Consider the following 16,783-nt stretch of genomic DNA (forward strand, 5'->3'; position numbering starts at 1 on the left):
CGGGCGAAAGGAAACTGCATGACCCCTCGCAATTCCCCACCGAGCATTACTACCCTCCAGCCATCTATCAGACCCTTGAGCCGTGCCGTGCATGCCGCACTGCTTGGTATGACGCTGGTCGTCCCGTTGGGCATGACGGTCGTGGCAGCCCCTGCATGGGCGCAAACCAGCACTGAAGCGGAGTTCGATATTCCGGCAGGTCCCCTGGGTTCGGCGCTGACTCAGTTTGCCGGCACCGCCGGGGTAACCGTGTCGTTCGAACCGGACTATGCCAATGGTCAGAGGACCGCGGGCTTGCAGGGGCGTTACTCCGTGGATGCGGGGCTGCGCCAATTGCTCGCCGGGAGCAAATTGCAAGCTGTGCGTCACGACAACGGCAGCTATTCGCTGTTGCCGGTGGTGGGTGATGGCGCGGCGCTGCAACTGGGGGCCACGAGCATTTCCGGTGCCTTGGTGGAATCGGCTTACGGACCGGTCGACGGTTATGTCGCGACTCGCAGCGCCACCGGCACCAAGACTGACACGCCGATTCTGGAAATTCCGCAGACCATCAACGTGGTCACCGCCGACCAAGTGGAAGCCCAGGGCGCCCGCAACCTGACCCAGGCCCTGCGCTACACGCCGGGGGTGAACACCGGTGGATACACCGATCGCAACACGATTGCCGATGAAATCACCAGCCGTGGTTTCGCGCCGACGCCGCTGTACCTCGATGGCGCCTACATCCCTTACGCCGGCAGCCTTGGCGGCGCGCCGCAAATCGATCCCTACACCCTGGAGCGCATCGAAGTGCTCAAGGGGCCGTCGTCGGTACTCTACGGTCAGAATCAGCCGGGCGGCCTGATCAACATGGTCTCCAAGCGTCCGACCACCGAACAGCGCAGCCAGATCAAACTGGGTGCGGGCAGTTACGATCGGGTCAACGGCGCTTTCGATACCAGCGGTCCGATCGACGAACAGAAACAGTTCACCTATCGCCTGATCGGCGTAGCCGACAAGGGTGGCGAGCAAGTCGAGCACAACAGCAGTGAACGCATGCTGCTGGCGCCGAGCCTGACCTGGGCGCCCACCGAAGACACCTTCCTGACTCTGCTGGCGCAGGTCCAGCGCGATGACGGCGTACCCGATTATCAGTCGCTGCCACGCATCGGCTCGCTCAATCGTGGCCCCAACGGCGAGAAAATCAATCGCGATTTTTTCTCTGGCGATACTAATTTCAACGATTACAAACGCGACCAGTACGTTTTCGGTTATGACTTCAGCCACAACTTCAGCGAAGACCTGAAGTACCGCTCCACGGCGCGTTACACCGATGTGCGCGACCGCTACAAGGGCTTCTACCTGCGCAGCTTCGTCACCGATGCCGACGGCGTGACCGATTTCACTCGGGCCAATCGCGCCAAGGTCGACTGGCACCAGCACAACATCGCCTGGACCGTCGATAACAACCTCGAATACAAGTTCAACACCGGTGCCCTGGAACACACCACGCTGGCGGGTGTGGACTATCGGCATTTCACCCGTAAGTACGATGGCTACAACGCCAACAATATCTTGCCGGTCGACCTGTATGGCAAGAACAACTACGACACCAGCAGCGTGACGCCGACGCTGACCACCAAGTGGGACAACACCCTGCGCCAGACCGGCGTGTACTTGCAGGACCAGATCAAACTGGACCAGTGGATTCTCACCATCGGTGGTCGTCAGGACTGGGCTGAAATCGACAACAAAGACTTGCTGGCGTCGACCCGTGAATCCAAGCGCGACAACAAATTCACCGGGCGGGTGGGCCTGACCTACGTCACCGAATTTGGCCTGGCGCCTTATGTCAGCTACTCGGAATCGTTCCTGCCGACCCTGGGCACCGCCGCGCCCGAGCGTGGCGGCAAGGCTTTCGAGCCGACCGAAGGGCAGCAATACGAAGTGGGTGTGAAATACCAGCCATTCGAGAAAACCCTGATCACTGCGTCGGTGTACGAGATCAAGCAGAAGAACGTCCTGACCGGTGACGACGACTACCCGGAGTACATGTCCCAGGGCGGTGAAATGCGTTCGCGCGGCGTCGAGCTGGAACTCAAGTCCAGCATCGACAACGTCGATCTCATGGCCGCTGCCAGCTACATGGATTCCTTCTACACCAAGGACACCTGGGGTAACGAGGACAACCGCAACGAAGCCCAGTCGCCGGTTTCCGCTTCGATGTGGGTGGATTACCACTTCACCCAGGCCACCCTCAATGGCCTGACCTTCGGCGCCGGTGCGCGCTACACCGGTCGTAAACCGGGTGATGCGGCGAACTCGTTCGACGTACCGTCGTGGGTCGTCTACGACGCCACTGTCAGCTACGACATGGGCAAACTCGACCCGAGCCTGCGCGGTTTGCAGACGCGCCTGAACGTGCAGAACATCTTCGATCGCGAGTACGTGTCGGACTGCAACTATTCGTTCGGTTGCTACTACGGGCAGGAGCGGGTGGCGTCGGTCGAGATGACTTACGATTTCTGATCTCCGCCGAAGCTACTGACGCCATCGCGAGCAGGCTCACTCCCGCAGTTGATCCGAGTTCAACCAAGCAATCCGGTCTCCTGTGGGAGCGGGCTTGCCCGCGATGGGGCCGCAAAACTCTGTAAAAAGTGAACTGACTCACCCAATACCGCAGAGCGACTGACGCGGTGCCAAGTCAAATCATCTGCGGCAACTTGTCGAGCATCTTGTCCAGCGTGATCGGGTAATCCCGCACCCGAATCCCCGTCGCGTTGTACACCGCATTGGCAATCGCCGCACTGACCCCGCATATACCCAGCTCACCCACGCCCTTGGCTTTCATCGGCGAAGAAACAGGGTCGGTCTCATCGAGAAAAATCACTTCCTGGTGAGGAATGTCGGCGTGCACCGGCACCTCGTACCCGGCGAAGTCGTGGTTGACGAAAAAGCCCACGCGCTTGTCCACTGCCAGTTCTTCCATCAATGCGGCACCGACGCCCATGGTCATTGCCCCGATCACCTGGCTGCGGGCCGAGGTCGGATTGAGGATGCGCCCCGCCGCACACACCGCGAGCATGCGTCGCACGCGTGTTTCGCCAGTGGCGCTGTCCACGGCGACTTCGACAAAGTGTGCGCCGAAGGTCGACTGCTGGAATTTTTTACTCAACTCGGCAAACTCGATCGAATCTTCAGCCACCAGCTCCCCGGCTTGCGCGGCTTCACGCAGCGGCACATTCTTGTTGCCGGAGCGTACTTCGCCATCGACGAACGTGACATCGTCCCCGTTCATGCCAAGGCGCTGCGCAACGCTCTCGCGAAGCTTGGCGCAAGCGGCATAAACACCTGCCGTCGAGCAGTTACCGCCGAACTGGCCACCGGAGCCTGCCGACACCGGAAAGCTGGAGTCACCCAAACGCACCACAACCTTGTCGAGGTTGACTCCCATCATCTCCGCTGCTGTCTGGGCAATGATGGTGTAGCTGCCGGTGCCGATGTCGGTCATGTCGGTTTCCACGGTCACGATGCCTTGATCATTCAGGCGGACACGGGCACCCGACTTCACAAGCAGGTTGTTGCGAAAGGCGACGGCCATGCCTTGGCCGATCAACCAGCGGCCCTCGCGCTGTGTGCCCGGTTGCGCTTGCCGCTTGCTCCAGCCGAAACGCTCGGCCCCGGTGCGCAGGCATTCGATCAAGCGGCGTTGTGAGAAGGGGCGTCGCGGGTTCACGGGGTCGACTTGAGTATCGTTGAGGATCCGAAACTCCACGGGGTCGAGTTTCAGTTTGTCGGCCATTTCATCCATGGCGATTTCCAGCGCCATCATCCCCGGTGCTTCGCCCGGCGCACGCATGGCATTGCCCTCAGGCAGGTCGAGCGTCGACAGACGCATGGTGACGCGGCGATTTTCTCCGGCATACAACAACTGGCTCGGTTGCGCGGCCAGTTCGACCTTGCCGCCCGGCAAGTTGCCAGACCAGCCTTCGTGGGCCATGGCGGTGATCTTGCCGTCAGCGGTGGTACCGATGCGAATGCGCTGGATCGTCGCGGGGCGGTGCGTGGAATTGTTGAAGATCAGTGGCCGTGCGAGCGCAACTTTCACCGGTCTGCCGGCCAGCCGAGCACCCAGCGCCGCCAACACCGCATCCGTGCGGATGAACAGCTTGCCACCAAAACCGCCGCCGATGTACGGCGAGATCAACCGCACATTTTGCTTCGGCACGCCGAGGGTGGTGGCCAGGTCCGTCACCGACCAGTCGATCATCTGGTTGGACGTCCACAGGGTCAGCTTGTCGCCGTCCCACGCGGCCATCGAGGCGAACGGTTCCATCATGGCGTGGGCCTGATCGGGGGTGGTGTAGGTCGCATCCAGTTGCACGGGCGCCGCTGCGAAAGCCGCATCGAAATCGCCGTGCACGGTGTCGGGCATTTGGTCCTTGGCTTCTTTGCCCGAATCGCGGGTAGCCGCGAGGTCGAACACGCCCTCGGCACGCACGTAGTTGACGTTGACCAACTCGGCGGCGGCCCGTGCCTGTTCGAAGGTTTCGGCCACCACCAGGGCGACGGCCTGGTGGTAGTGCTGAATTTCAGGTCCGCCGAGTAATCTTGCAGTGTTGTATTTGCCTTTGCCGAGCTTGCCGGCATTGGCTGCCGTGACAATTGCGAGCACCCCCGGTGCCGCTTGGGCGACTTCCAGATCCATCGAGGCAATGCGGCCCTTGGCGATGGCCGAGCCGACCACCACGCCATACGCCTGATTCGGCACGGCCGTGTGATGCTCGTAAGCGTAGGGCGCCTGGCCGGTGGTTTTCAGTGGGCCTTCAATGCGTGTGGTGGCCTTGCCCACGACCTTCATCTGGTCGATGGGGTTGGTGGTGGCCGGCGTGTCGAATTTCATGCGTGGTCCCTCGCTTGTGCCATCACCGACGCGAGCGTGCGCTCGACCAATGTCAGTTTGAAGGCGTTTTCATGGGTGGGAGTCGCACCGGCCAGCAGTTGTTCAGTCAGCGCTTTCGCACCTTGTGCCATGGCCGACTCCGCGCTTTCGACGCGCCAGGGTTTGTGCGCCACGCCACCCAGGGCAACCCGGCCACTGCCATCCTGCTGGATGATTGCGCCGACTGAAACGAGGGCGAACGCATAGGACGCCCGGTCCCGCACCTTCTGATAAATGTGCACCCCGCCAATCGGCGCCGGCAGGGTGACGGCAGTAATCAACTCGTGAGCGCTCAGCGTGGTTTCGAGGTTTGGCGTGGTGCCGGGCAGCCGATGCAGGTCGGCGAGGGGGATAACACGGGTGGACCCATCGGGTTTGACCGTTTCGACCTGGGCATCGAGCGCGCGCATGGCCACGGCCATGTCGCTGGGATGGGTGGCGATGCAAGCCTTGCTGACGCCAATGATGCCGAGCGGTCGACTGAAGCCGTCGATGGCCGCGCAGCCGCTGCCGGGCTGGCGTTTGTTACAGGCCTGATGGGTGTCGTAGAAGTACGGACAGCGTGTGCGTTGCAACAGGTTGCCGGCGGTCGTTGCGACGTTGCGCAGCTGCCCCGACGCGCCGGCGAGCAGAGCGCGAGCAAGCAAACCGTAGTCTTTGCGCACTCGCGGGTCGGCAGCGAGGTCGGTGTTTCTCACCAGAGCACCGATGCGTAAACCACCTTCAGGCGTCGCTTCGATGCGGTCCAGGCCCACGCCGTTGACGTCGATCAGGTGCGTGGGCGTTTCGATCTCCAGTTTCATCAGGTCCAGCAGATTGGTGCCACCGGCGATGAAACGCGAGTCGCTGACCTGGGCGGCCAGCGCTGCTGCTTCAGCCGGGGATTTGGCGCGCAGGTAGGTAAAAGGTCTCATGCGCTGGCCTCCGCAACTTCGCTGATCGCCTCGATGATGTTGGAGTACGCGCCGCAGCGGCAGATGTTGCCGCTCATGCGTTCCTGGATCTCACTGGCAATCAGCTTCGGTGGTTCGGTAAGGCTGGGGCTGGCGTGGCTGGGAATGCCATCGCGAATTTCCCCCAGCACCGCCACGGCGGAACAGATCTGTCCCGGCGTGCAGTATCCGCATTGGTAACCGTCATGCTTGATGAAGGCTGCCTGCATAGGGTGAAGCTTCTGCGGGGTGCCCAGGCCTTCGATGGTGGTGATCTTCGAGCCTTCATGCATGACGGCCAGGGTCAGGCACGAATTGATCCGCCGACCATTGGCGATCACCGTGCAGGCACCGCATTGACCGTGGTCGCAGCCTTTCTTGGTGCCGGTCAGTTGCAGGCTTTCCCGCAGGGCATCAAGCAGCGTGGTGCGGGTATCGAGGTCGAGGTCGCGTTGTTCGCCGTTGATCCAGATTTTTACGGTGGCCTTGTTCGGACGCGCGGCGTTGGCGGCGGATGCCTGCGCGGAAATGAACGGCGGCAGCGCCACGCTGGCGGCTGTCACGGCGCCGACTATCAGGAAGGTGCGTCGGGAAATCGTCATCAGGTCAATTCCTTTGCGTCATGTTCGCGTGCAGTGCCCTACGGCACCTTTGCAGCCTCATCACAAGAGTGACCATCGAATGGATGAAAATGTTTATGTTTTTTTCGGCTATAGACTCATGCGCCTGGTTCATGAATCCAGCCAGGGGCCGGAACGCGTTAAGATGGGCAGCCCACGCCCACCGTCCCGGAGCCAATGCCCGCAATGCCGCAGATCACGCACTTCAAAACCCCGTGCCCCGAGCACATCAACAGCCAGATCTTGCAGATGGTGGTCGACAACCTGACCGACATCAGCATGGTCGCGATACCGCCGAGCAACTTGCTGTACAACGTGTACCAGTACGCGATCGGCTATGAGGTGCACCTGTATCTGGAAGCGTTGAACGGAACGAAAGGCATTGATGTGGAGCTGATCGTCGCCACGGATCTTGACGATCCGGACACGGTCATCGGCTTCTTGCTGTACCTGCCGGTCAAGGACGATCCCGAGGCGTGCGGCGTGGCGTACATGGCGGTGCAGGCCGAGCATCGGCGCCAGGGTGTTGCACGCCGGATGCTGCGCGAGATGGTGGGCCGTTACCCGCACGCCGAACTGACCTGCGCGGTGGCCAAGGTGCCGTATTTCGAAGCGATGGGTTTCCAGGTGGTGGGCGTGCGCGCTACCCAGGTATTGATGAACACCCGTGACCACGTCAGCGACGGCTTGATGGCGCTGCTGGATGTGGCACCCATCTACAGCTCTCTGGAGGTGCGGCAGATTCACACCTACCTGCTGCAAAAACACGGCAAACGGGCGATGGTCGATGCGGAGAAACAGCGGGACCGGCATCTGGATCAGTTGACGTTCAAGGCCAATGAGTTCGTGAGGGGGCGCCTGGGTGACGACGCGGTGCCGGCCAGCGGACCGCGACTTCGGTTGGTCTGACCACACCGCAACTCCCCTGTAGGAGCGAGCAGGCTCGCTCCTGCATTGGGGCTCAGGCCAGCTTCACATTCATCGTAATCCGCGCCGTAAACACCTTCTTGCCTTCCCCATCGTGAATGTCCACCGGCACGATCTTGTCGCCTTCCGTGCTCCAGTCCACTGCTTCGCCATCGGCCACCGCGGTCACATCACTCTTGGCTTTGGCCAGGTATTCAACCGTCATGCCTTTGGGAATCCAGCGAGCACCGGCCGGGATCGACACATCGGTCATCATGCCGGCGGCCAGCTCGGCGGCGTTGCACATCGCAATCGCATGCACGGTGCCCAAATGGTTGGTGATTTCCTTGGCGAACGGCACTTGTACGCTGGCCGAGCCTTTGCGCAGGTCGGTGACCAGCGGGTTGATGGTCGAGAAGTAGGGCGCGACCTGACAGGCCATTTTGCTGAAGGCTTGCGGGCCTGCGCTGTTGAACATGCTGAGAAACTGACTCATGGGGAAGCCTCATTGTGGGGTGGTTTTAGAATAATGTTCCGTTACAGAATAATGTTCTGTGACGGAACAGTATTCTGTCGGTGCGAAATCTGTCAACCTGATGCCAGCCCCAACCGTTGATATTTTTGGACCGACTCCCGCATGGACACTGCTGATCTACTCGAACGCTGCTACCCCGGCCGTCGCGCTGAGCTCAAGCGCGACATCTTTCGCAAGGCCCTCACGCTGTTCAACGAGCAGGGCATCGAAGCCACCACCATCGAAATGATTCGCGCCGAGTGCGATACCAGCGTCGGCGCGATTTATCATCACTTCGGCAACAAGGAAGGGCTGGTGGCCGCGTTGTTTTTCACCGCACTGGACGACCAGGCACGGCTGCGTGACAGCTATCTGGCCGACGCCACAACCACCCGTGAAGGCGTGCAGGCGCTGGTGCACAGTTACGTGGATTGGGTCGACAGCCAGCCTGAATGGGCGCGGTTCCAGTACCACGCGCGATTTGCGGTGACCAAAGGCCCGCTCAAGGACGAACTCGTCACACGCAACAAGACGCGTAACAAGGCGCTCCTGGAGTGGCTGTTCAACCCTGGCCGTCAGGACGAGCTGGCGGGGGTGCCGGCCGAGTTGATGCTGTCGCTGATCATCGGCCAGGCCGACAGCTACTGCCGCGCCTGGCTGTCGGGGCGAGTCAAGGGCAGCCCCAAGGCCTACCGGGAATTGCTGGCCGACGCGGCATGGCGTTCTGTCGCCTTAGATAAAACGCAATGAAGAACCCTGTGGGAGCGGGCAAGCCCGCTCCCACAGGGTGATGTGTTGGTTTTTAGAAAGCGGCAGTGATTAAAAAAGAGCCTCAAAAGCTCTTTGATGGGGAGAAGTAGAGCCGCTGAGGCTCAAGATGCGCATGAAGCAAGCGGTGAGCTTGTAGGGGTTCAGTGCACTCACCACTTACGCAACGGCTTGTTGAGCAAACAAGCGGCTGCGTAAGTTCATCCTAGAAAGACCGAGTGTTTCACTCAAGTACCACTAGTCGCATCCCCCGGCCACCCGGCCCGACGCAGTGCCTTGAGCAGCGTTTCGGCATCCAGCCCCGACACCGCGTGGCCGTTACCTTCGGCGGTGTCGGCGGCCAGCACAGCGTTGATGATGGCTTCTTCCACGGCCTCGGTGGCCGCCAGGAACAGCTCGCTGATGTGGTCGTTGTTGACCATGCTCAGATTGCCGGTGACGGGGGCTTTTTTGCGCTCGTACGCCGCTGGAGGCACGTGCTGGTTACCGGTGGCAAAAGCGATGAAAATGTCGCCGCTGTGGTCTTCATTGCCGCCGCCGGTGCGGGCCAGGCCAAGGCTGGCGCGTTGTGCCAGACGCGTGCACTGGTGCGGCAGCAACGGCGCATCGGTGGCCAGGCAGACCACGATCGAACCCATGCCCGGATGGGGCAACGCTGCCTTGAGAAACGGCGAGTCGACCTGGTCCATGTAACGCCCGACCGGGTAACCATCGACGCGCAATTCCTGGCGGATGCCGTGGTTGGCCTGCACAATCGCACCGACCGTCCAGCCGCCCTGAGCACTACTCAAGCGTCGCGATGCGGTGCCGATGCCGCCCTTGAATTCGTGGCAGATCATGCCGCTGCCACCGCCAACATTGCCTTCGGTTACCGGGCCGCTGGTGGCATTGCGCACCGCTTCGGCGACGTGCTCGGGTTTCACGTGAAAGCCGTTGATGTCGTTGAGCAAGCCGTCATAGGTTTCAAGCACCACCGGCATGTTCCAGTAGAGTCTGCCGTCGTCCGGTTGCTGTTCGCGGTCCACTGCGATCAGCGCATCGCGTACCACACCCAGGCTGTGGGTGTTGGTGAAGGCAATCGGGCTGGTCAGCAGACCTGCCTCGCGAATCCATTCCAACCCGGTGGCGTCGCCGTTGCCATTGAGCACATGAACCCCGGCAAAACACGGTTGCTGGCTGGTGGAACCGGCCCGCGGTTCGATCACCGTAACGCCGGTCAGAATGTCGCGACCCTTGGCGGTGCGACCTCGCACATTGCTGTGGCCGACCCGTACGCCGGGCACGTCGGTGATAGCGTTGAGCGGGCCGGGTTGCAGATGGCCGAAGTGAATGTTCAGGTCACGGGCACGTGGTTTCATTGGTTTTCTCATCTTCAAATGCGTGGCAGAAAGTGGATCAAACACCCTGTAGGAGCTGCCGAAGGCTGCGATCTTTTGATCTTGATCTGAGCCATTTCAGGCATGCCAGGATCAAAAGATCGCAGCCTGCGGCAGCTCCTACACAGGTCGCGATTCATTGACCGTTCTTGACCTTGCTCCATATCCGCGTCCGCACTCGCTCGGTAGCCGGCGGCAGCGGTTGCAAGGTGTAAAGCGTGGCCAGTGCTTCGGCCGACGGGTAAACGGCCGGGTTGTTGCGGGTCGCCTCGGCCACCAGCGCTGTCGCATTGCGGTTGCCGTTGGGATAGTTGAGGTGATTGCTGACTGGGGCGATGACGTCGGCGCGCATCAGGTAGTCGATGAAGGCCAGCCCTTGTTGTGGATGCGGCGCATCCTTGAGCAATACCAGCGTGTCGAACCAAACCGGCGCGCCTTCCTTGGGCAAGCTGTAGGCGATCTTCACACCGTTGCCGGCCTGCTCGGCGGTGGCCTTGGCTTCCAGCATCGCACCGGACCAACCGACCGCCACGCAGATGTTGCCATTGGACAAATCGCTGATGAACTTCGACGAGTTGAAGTAGGCAATGTGCGGGCGCAACTTGAGCAGCAGCGCCTCGGCTTTCTTGTAGTCTTCGGGGTTGGTGCTGTTGGGTGGCAAGCCGAGGTAGTGGAGGGCCACCGGGAGCATTTCCGAGGGCGAATCCAGCATCGCCACACCGCATTCACCGAGCTTGGCCAGGTTCTCTTCGTTGAACACCAGGTCCCAGGAATCCACCGGCGCCTTGTCGCCGAGTACCGCGCGCACTTTGTCGATGTTGTAGCCGATGCCGTTGGTGCCCCACAGATACGGCACGGCGTACTGGTTGCCCGGGTCGTTGTTGGCCAGTTTCGCCAGCAGGTCGGTGTCCATGTTCTTGAAATCCGGCATGTCGGCGTGGGGCAGGGGTGCCAGCGCGCCGGCCTTGATCAGTGTCGGCAAGCTGAAGTTACTGGCCACCACCACGTCGTAGCCGCTGCGGCTGGTCAGCAGTTTGCCTTCCAGCACTTCGGCGCTGTCGAAGGTGTCGTAGACCGGCTGAATCCCGGTGTCACGCTTGAAGTCTTGCAGGGTGTTCGGGCCGATGTAGTCGTACCAGTTGTAGACGTGAACGGTCGGGCTCTCGGCCGCCACTGCCGACAGCGAGACCGCCAGACAGGCGCCAAACCCCAGATTGAAATACGAGCGGTGACCACTCATGATGCGGCACTCCTGGCCTGCTGCGGCCGGTGATGTTCAGGAGCTTGCAGCGTATCGACCGGGGTGGCCGTTACCCATTCCCATCATGGGTTACTCGAAAGGGGTAGTGCGTGGACGCGTTGTTGAAAGAGTTGCCGTTGCACCAAAGCCTGGCGCGGGTGTTTGCCACCTTGGGCGAGGAAGGATTCTGGCGGGCGCTGGTCGATACCCTGCGCCTGCTGGTGCCGCTGGACAACGCGCTGGTCGCGGTGATGCAGCAAGGGCGGGTGCCGCGCCTGCTGATCGATTTCGACGCCAGCGGTAACGAGTCTGAAGAACTGGCGGACTACCGCGTCGGCATGTACCTGCTCGATCCGTTTTATCTGGCCGTGTGTGCCGGCATCAATGACGGATTGCACAGCCTCGATTCCGTGGCCCCGGACCAGTTCCAGCAGAGCGAGTACTACCTCAGTTATTTCCGCTCGGTGGTCGGCGCTGACGAGTTGCAGTTCATGGTCAACGTCGAGGGTGCGGTGCTCGGCTTGTCCCTCGGGCGCTCGACGCGCTTCAGTCTCGAAGAGCAGGGCCGCCTGTTGTGCGTGCGCGACTGGGTGCTGACGGCCATGCGCCGCCACCTGCAATTGTTGCCACCGGAAGGCCCGGTCGCCGAAGCCGCTGCCGGTGATCTGGCGACGTTGCTGGACCGTTTCGACGCACGCCTGTCAGTGCGCGAAGTCGAGACTGCACGGCTGATCCTGCAGGGATTCTCCAGCAAGGCCATCGCCCAGCAAATGGGCATTTCACCGGAGACGGTGAAGGTGCATCGACGCAACCTCTATCACAAGCTCAATGTGAACGGGCATGGGGAGTTGTTTGCGTTGGTGTTGCAACCGCGATGAGATCAAGGTCAAAAGATCGCAGCCTGCGGCAGCTCCTACAGGGAATACAGGGTCCTGCCGCAGGCTGCGATTTTATGCTTTTCAGTTTTCGAGTTTGAACACCAACGCCTTCAACCCACATTCCACATCCGCGTCCGGAAACTCCGGCGGGTTTTCCAGCCGCTGTTCAAAGCGCAGGCTTGGCGCTTCGCGGGTGACGCCGTCGATCAGGAAATCGGCGCCGAACGCCGGGTCGTTCATGCAGGCCAGCACGGTGCCGTTGCCAGCGAGCAATTCCGGCAATCGACGCAGCACACGCTGGTAATCCTTGGTCAGCAAAAAACTGCCTTTCTGGAACGACGGCGGGTCGATGATCACCAGGTCATACGGACCTTTGCCGATCACCTTGCCCCAGGATTTGAACAGGTCGTGGCCAAGGAACGTGACCTGGCTCAAGTCGTGGCCGTTGAGCCGGTGATTGTCGCGGCCACGGCTCAAGGCCGGGCTCGACATGTCGAGGTTGACCACGTGCGTCGCGCCGCCTTCGATCGCTGCAACCGAGAAGCCACAGGTGTAGGCGAACAGGTTCAACACCCGTTTGCCCTCGGCGTTGGCCCGCACCCAATCACGGCCGTAGCGCATGTCGAGGAAAAGCCCGGTGTTCTGTTTGCGGCCCAGGTCCACCCGGTATTTCAGCCCGCCCTCGGTGATGGTCATTTCGTCGATGACCTCGCCGAGCAACCATTCAGTGGTGCTTTGCAGCAGGTAACGATGTTGCAGCAATAAGGTGTGCGCCCCGGATTGTGCCCACTGTTCAGACTGGGTGATTGCCATCAAACGTTGCTTCAAGTCTTCCAATTGCGCCGCTTCCGGTTCCTTGAATAACGCCACCAGCACCACGCCTTGCAGCCAGTCCACGGTGATCTGCTCCAGCCCCGGCCAGCAACGTCCACGGCCGTGGAACAGGCGCCGGGTTTCGGCGGGCGGTGTTGCCAGCGCCGTCAGCAAGTGGTCGTGAAGGGTGGAGAGGGCGTCTGCGTTCATGGGTTTGGGTCGGCAATTTGCGGGGGGCGGCATTTAACCATAGATGCGCTCGTTACAGATCACACAAAACCCTGTGGGAGCGGGCTTGCCCGCGATAGCGGTGGATCAGACACCCTTGATGTTGAAGGTGAGGGCCTCATCGCGGCCAAGCCCGCTCCCACAGGTTTTGGGGTATCCGGAGAGGCCAGTTATCACATTAAATTTAACTTTACGTGAGGATTTGGCGATCTTCCGGCTCCCATACTCGGCTCCAACGAACAACAACATCCGGAGCCGGACATGTCGCAGCCATCTGCCTCACCCAAGGCCAGTCATCCACGCTGGCTACGCCTGACCCATTGGCTCAACGCCCTGGCGGTGCTGGTGATGGTCACCAGCGGTTGGCGCATCTACAACGCTTCGCCGATCTACGACTTCAGTTTTCCCAAGTCGATCACCCTCGGCGGCTGGCTTGGCGGTGCCTTGCAGTGGCACTTCGCGGCGATGTGGTTCCTGGCGATCAACGGCCTGGTCTACCTGATCATCAATCTGTTCAGCGGTCGTCTGAAACGGCGCTTTTTTCCGGTCTCGCCCAAAGGCGTACTCCATGACTTGTCGGCCGCGTTGCGCGGAAAACTCGGCCACGCCGACCTCAGCCATTACAACCAGGTGCAACGCGTTGCGTACCTGTTCGTGATCGTCGACATCACGCTGCTGGTGCTGTCCGGACTGGTGCTGTGGAAGTCGGTGCAGTTCCCGATTTTGCGCGAATTGATGTGGGGTTACGAAGGCGCGCGCCATGTGCACTTCTTCGCGATGGCGCTGTTGGTGGCCTTTGTCGCGGTGCATCTGGTGATGGTCGCGCTGGTGCCCAAAACGCTATTGGCCATGATCGTTGGCCGCAAGGAGCCGGTATGAAAAAGCGCATTCAGGTGCCCGGGCTGGATGAGGCTTCGATCCTCACGGATGCCCGTAAAATTCTCGCGCCACAGATCGAAGACCGCTCGCGTCGCTCGTTCCTCTTGCGTGGCCTGACCCTCGGCGGCGTGGCGATGTTGTCCGGGTGCAACATCACCGACAACGACAGCGTCGATACCGCGTTGTCGTCCATGTCGCGCCTCAATGATCGGGTGCAGGGCTGGTTGTTCAACCCCAATGCCATGGCGCCGACCTATCCGACGTCGATGATCACCCGACCGTTTCCGTTCAATGCCTTCTACGGTATCGATGACGCGCCGACGGTGGAGGAAGAGAGCTTTCGCCTGGAAGTCACCGGCCTGGTCGCCGATAAACGCAGTTGGCGCCTCGAAGAACTGCGCGCCATGGCTCAGACCGAACAGATCACCCGGCACATCTGTGTTGAAGGCTGGAGCGCGATAGGCCGTTGGGGCGGCGTGCGTTTCAGCGATTTCCTCAAGCGCATCGGCGCCGACACCGATGCCAAATACGTCGGCTTCAAATGCGCCGACGACTACTACACCAGCATCGACATGGCCACCGCGCTGCATGCGCAAACCCTGTTGGCGCTGACCTACGACGGCGCGGTGCTGCCGCGTGAGTACGGCTTCCCGATGAAGCTGCGCATGCCCACCAAGCTTGGCTACAAGAACCCCAAACACATTCAGGCGATTTTCGTCAGCAACACCTACAGCGGTGGCTACTGGGAAGACCAGGGCTACAACTGGTTCGGTGGCAGCTGATCAATTCCCTGAAAATTCACCCGTCCGCAACCTGTGCTTCAAGGAGTTTCATCATGAAAAAGTTGACCACCGTTGTTCTGTCCATGTGCCTGGCCGTCGGTGCCGCTAGCGTGTTCGCGGCTGACACCATGAGCAACGACAGCATGAGCAAGGATTCGATGTCCAAGGATGCCATGTCCAAAGACGCCATGAAGAAAGATGCCATGTCCAAGGACGCCATGAAGAAAGACGAAATGAAGAAAGACTCGATGTCCAAGGACGGCATGAAAAAAGATGCCATGTCCAAGGACGCGATGAAAAAGGACGCCATGTCGCAATAACCACAAGCCACTCAATACCTGTAGGAGTGAGCCTGCTCGCGATGACGTAGTGTCAGTCACCGTCCATGTTGACTGATCCGCCGCCATCGCGAGCAGGCTGAACTGGCTAATTATTCCGGACACCTCTTAAGGACGCCTGATTTCGACACTGGCTGTATCAAAAATGAATTTCCGCCGAGTCCGCTGCTCCTACCTGTAGGTAGCGGATTCAAGCCCGCGAAATCATAGGTGCAATCAGGGAGCGGCAAGGTCATGAGTCGAATGACGACGGCGGGCGGAAATCTTCCTGACGGGTTGATTCTGGTGGTTGAGGACGACCCGCTGATCCTGGAGTTTCTCTGTGAAATTCTCCAGGACGAAGGCTTTGTGGTAGAGCCGCAGGCGAGTGCCGATGCGGCATCGGTGTATCTGGAGCAGCATGCCGCGCAAGTGCGGTTGTTGCTCACGGACATCACCATGCCCGGCAAACTCAATGGCGCCGACCTGGCCAATCAGTTCGGTGACCGCTGGCCGGAAAAACCGATCATGATCATGTCCGGCTACGAAACCCCGCAGAGTTCCGGGGTTCGGCACGAGGTGGCGTTCATCAAGAAACCCTGGGCGCTCGGGCAGTTGCTGGACTGTGTGGAAGGCGCGCTCAATTCACGTCGCATACCGTAGGAGCTGCCGCAGGCTGCGATCTTTTGATCCTGATTGGAAAAAGATCGCAGCCTGCGGCAGCTCCTACAGAGATCGTGTAGATTTGGCCAGACATCCGTCAGATCCTTGAGACAGGAACGACCCTTTGTCTGCACCCAAATCCGTTTTCAATGTCCCTTACCGTGCCTTCCTGTTCGACATGGACGGCACCATCCTCACCTCGATTGCCGCCGCCGAACGCGTCTGGACCACCTGGGCCTTGCGCCATGGTGTCGATGTCGAGACTTTTCTGCCGACTATCCACGGCGCCCGTGCCATCGACACCATCCGCCGTCTGGCCCTGCCTGGGGTCGATGCCGAAGTCGAAGCGGCGTGGATCACCGAAGCGGAAATCAACGATGTCGCCGGGGTTGAACAAGTGGCCGGTGCAGCGGCTTTCCTCAAGTCGCTGCCAGCTCACCAGTGGGCCATCGTCACCTCGGCGCCCAAGACATTGGCGTTGCGACGAATGGCAGCAGCGGGAATTCCCGAACCGGAGGTGATGATCACCGCTGAAGACGTCAGCATCGGTAAACCCGACCCGGCCGGCTATCGATTGGCCGCACATAGACTGGGCGTACCGATCAGCGATTGCCTGGTGTTTGAAGACGCGACCGTGGGGATTCTCGCCGCACAAGCAGCAGGCGCGGATTTGATGATCGTGACGGCAACGCATGAAGAACCGATCGAGACGGAGCATGCGACGCTGGCCAGTTATGAATTGATCGAAGCCCGTTCAGGTGAACAAACCCTCAGCCTGCACACCCTCTAACTGTTGGATTACGCGTTCAGTAGAGGCCCGGCACAAGCCGCCAACTCCGTGCGCAGTAAGCCCCGCCAACAGCAATCCCGCCCCTGACCGAATCGCCAGCGCCCAACCAATTGTAGGAGCTGCCGCAGGCTGCGATCTTTTGATCTTGCTTCAAAA

At 60.6% G+C, this 16,783-nt stretch carries 16 protein-coding genes; 9 read left to right on the forward strand and 7 right to left on the reverse strand.

All coding sequences use genetic code 11. The features are described 5' to 3' along the window. The first annotated feature begins 18 nt into the window (after positions 1 to 18). A complete protein-coding gene (locus KVG88_RS25510; protein WP_217873107.1) occupies positions 19 to 2,508 on the forward strand; it encodes a TonB-dependent siderophore receptor in 2,490 nt (829 codons plus the stop codon). Between the two features lie 175 nt (positions 2,509 to 2,683). On the opposite strand, the gene paoC is transcribed toward KVG88_RS25510, so the two are convergent. The 3 genes from paoC to paoA are packed head-to-tail and all read right to left on the reverse strand — an operon-like array spanning position 2,684 to position 6,455. After that, positions 2,684 to 4,882, reverse strand: a complete 2,199-nt coding sequence (gene paoC, locus KVG88_RS25515; protein ID WP_217873108.1) for an aldehyde oxidoreductase molybdenum-binding subunit PaoC — start codon at positions 4,880 to 4,882, stop codon at positions 2,684 to 2,686. Next, positions 4,879 to 5,835 (reverse strand): FAD binding domain-containing protein, encoded by a 957-nt coding sequence (locus KVG88_RS25520; RefSeq protein ID WP_217873109.1) that lies wholly within the window; start codon positions 5,833 to 5,835, stop codon positions 4,879 to 4,881. The genes paoC and KVG88_RS25520 overlap by 4 nt, the downstream gene beginning before the upstream one ends. Next, positions 5,832 to 6,455 carry an aldehyde dehydrogenase iron-sulfur subunit PaoA gene (paoA, locus tag KVG88_RS25525; RefSeq protein WP_217873110.1) on the reverse strand — a complete coding sequence of 208 codons (624 nt, stop codon included), beginning with the start codon at positions 6,453 to 6,455 and terminating at the stop codon, positions 5,832 to 5,834. The genes KVG88_RS25520 and paoA overlap by 4 nt, the downstream gene beginning before the upstream one ends. Before the next feature lie 204 nt (positions 6,456 to 6,659). Between paoA and KVG88_RS25530 the strand changes: the two genes are divergently transcribed. After that, the gene (locus KVG88_RS25530) at positions 6,660 to 7,382 is read left to right on the forward strand and encodes a GNAT family N-acetyltransferase (protein ID WP_217873111.1); all 723 of its coding nucleotides are present in this window, start codon (positions 6,660 to 6,662) and stop codon (positions 7,380 to 7,382) included. Positions 7,383 to 7,434: 52 nt separating this feature from the next. On the opposite strand, the gene KVG88_RS25535 is transcribed toward KVG88_RS25530, so the two are convergent. Beyond that, positions 7,435 to 7,875 (reverse strand): hotdog fold domain-containing protein, encoded by a 441-nt coding sequence (locus KVG88_RS25535; RefSeq protein ID WP_150701412.1) that lies wholly within the window; start codon positions 7,873 to 7,875, stop codon positions 7,435 to 7,437. Positions 7,876 to 8,016: 141 nt separating this feature from the next. On the opposite strand from KVG88_RS25535, the gene KVG88_RS25540 reads away from it, so the two are divergent. Then, positions 8,017 to 8,643, forward strand: coding sequence for a TetR/AcrR family transcriptional regulator (locus KVG88_RS25540; RefSeq protein WP_217873112.1), 627 nt, complete (start codon positions 8,017 to 8,019; stop codon positions 8,641 to 8,643). A 245-nt stretch (positions 8,644 to 8,888) separates the two neighbouring features. Here the strand turns inward: KVG88_RS25540 and KVG88_RS25545 are convergent, their stop codons facing one another. Together KVG88_RS25545 and KVG88_RS25550 are read right to left on the reverse strand one after the other, a co-directional pair. After that, on the reverse strand, positions 8,889 to 10,019 hold the full coding sequence (locus KVG88_RS25545) for a DmpA family aminopeptidase (RefSeq protein WP_217873113.1): 1,131 nt from the start codon (positions 10,017 to 10,019) through the stop codon (positions 8,889 to 8,891). A 154-nt stretch (positions 10,020 to 10,173) separates the two neighbouring features. Beyond that, the gene (locus KVG88_RS25550) at positions 10,174 to 11,277 is read right to left on the reverse strand and encodes a polyamine ABC transporter substrate-binding protein (protein ID WP_150701415.1); all 1,104 of its coding nucleotides are present in this window, start codon (positions 11,275 to 11,277) and stop codon (positions 10,174 to 10,176) included. 110 nt (positions 11,278 to 11,387) lie between these two features. Between KVG88_RS25550 and KVG88_RS25555 the strand changes: the two genes are divergently transcribed. Then, complete coding sequence (locus KVG88_RS25555; RefSeq protein ID WP_217873114.1) at positions 11,388 to 12,155, forward strand: helix-turn-helix transcriptional regulator; 768 nt, start codon at positions 11,388 to 11,390, stop codon at positions 12,153 to 12,155. Between the two features lie 81 nt (positions 12,156 to 12,236). Here the strand turns inward: KVG88_RS25555 and KVG88_RS25560 are convergent, their stop codons facing one another. Further along, positions 12,237 to 13,178, reverse strand: coding sequence for a class I SAM-dependent methyltransferase (locus tag KVG88_RS25560; RefSeq protein WP_217873115.1), 942 nt, complete (start codon positions 13,176 to 13,178; stop codon positions 12,237 to 12,239). Between the two features lie 279 nt (positions 13,179 to 13,457). Between KVG88_RS25560 and KVG88_RS25565 the strand changes: the two genes are divergently transcribed. From KVG88_RS25565 to KVG88_RS25585, 5 genes are all read left to right on the forward strand, one after another. After that, complete coding sequence (locus KVG88_RS25565; protein ID WP_217873116.1) at positions 13,458 to 14,075, forward strand: cytochrome b/b6 domain-containing protein; 618 nt, start codon at positions 13,458 to 13,460, stop codon at positions 14,073 to 14,075. Next, positions 14,072 to 14,857 carry a molybdopterin-dependent oxidoreductase gene (locus KVG88_RS25570; protein WP_217873117.1) on the forward strand — a complete coding sequence of 262 codons (786 nt, stop codon included), beginning with the start codon at positions 14,072 to 14,074 and terminating at the stop codon, positions 14,855 to 14,857. The genes KVG88_RS25565 and KVG88_RS25570 overlap by 4 nt, the downstream gene beginning before the upstream one ends. 53 nt (positions 14,858 to 14,910) lie before the next feature. After that, positions 14,911 to 15,177, forward strand: coding sequence for a pentapeptide MXKDX repeat protein (locus KVG88_RS25575; protein WP_150701420.1), 267 nt, complete (start codon positions 14,911 to 14,913; stop codon positions 15,175 to 15,177). 252 nt (positions 15,178 to 15,429) lie between these two features. Next, on the forward strand, positions 15,430 to 15,837 hold the full coding sequence (locus KVG88_RS25580) for a response regulator (RefSeq protein ID WP_150701421.1): 408 nt from the start codon (positions 15,430 to 15,432) through the stop codon (positions 15,835 to 15,837). A 124-nt stretch (positions 15,838 to 15,961) separates the two neighbouring features. Continuing rightward, positions 15,962 to 16,627: an HAD-IA family hydrolase gene (locus KVG88_RS25585; protein ID WP_217873118.1), complete on the forward strand. Its 666-nt coding sequence runs from the start codon at positions 15,962 to 15,964 to the stop codon at positions 16,625 to 16,627. The last annotated feature ends 156 nt before the right edge of the window (positions 16,628 to 16,783 follow it).

Origin of the sequence: Pseudomonas azerbaijanoccidentalis, from assembly GCF_019145495.1 — a bacterium.
Classification (GTDB): domain Bacteria; phylum Pseudomonadota; class Gammaproteobacteria; order Pseudomonadales; family Pseudomonadaceae; genus Aquipseudomonas; species Aquipseudomonas azerbaijanoccidentalis.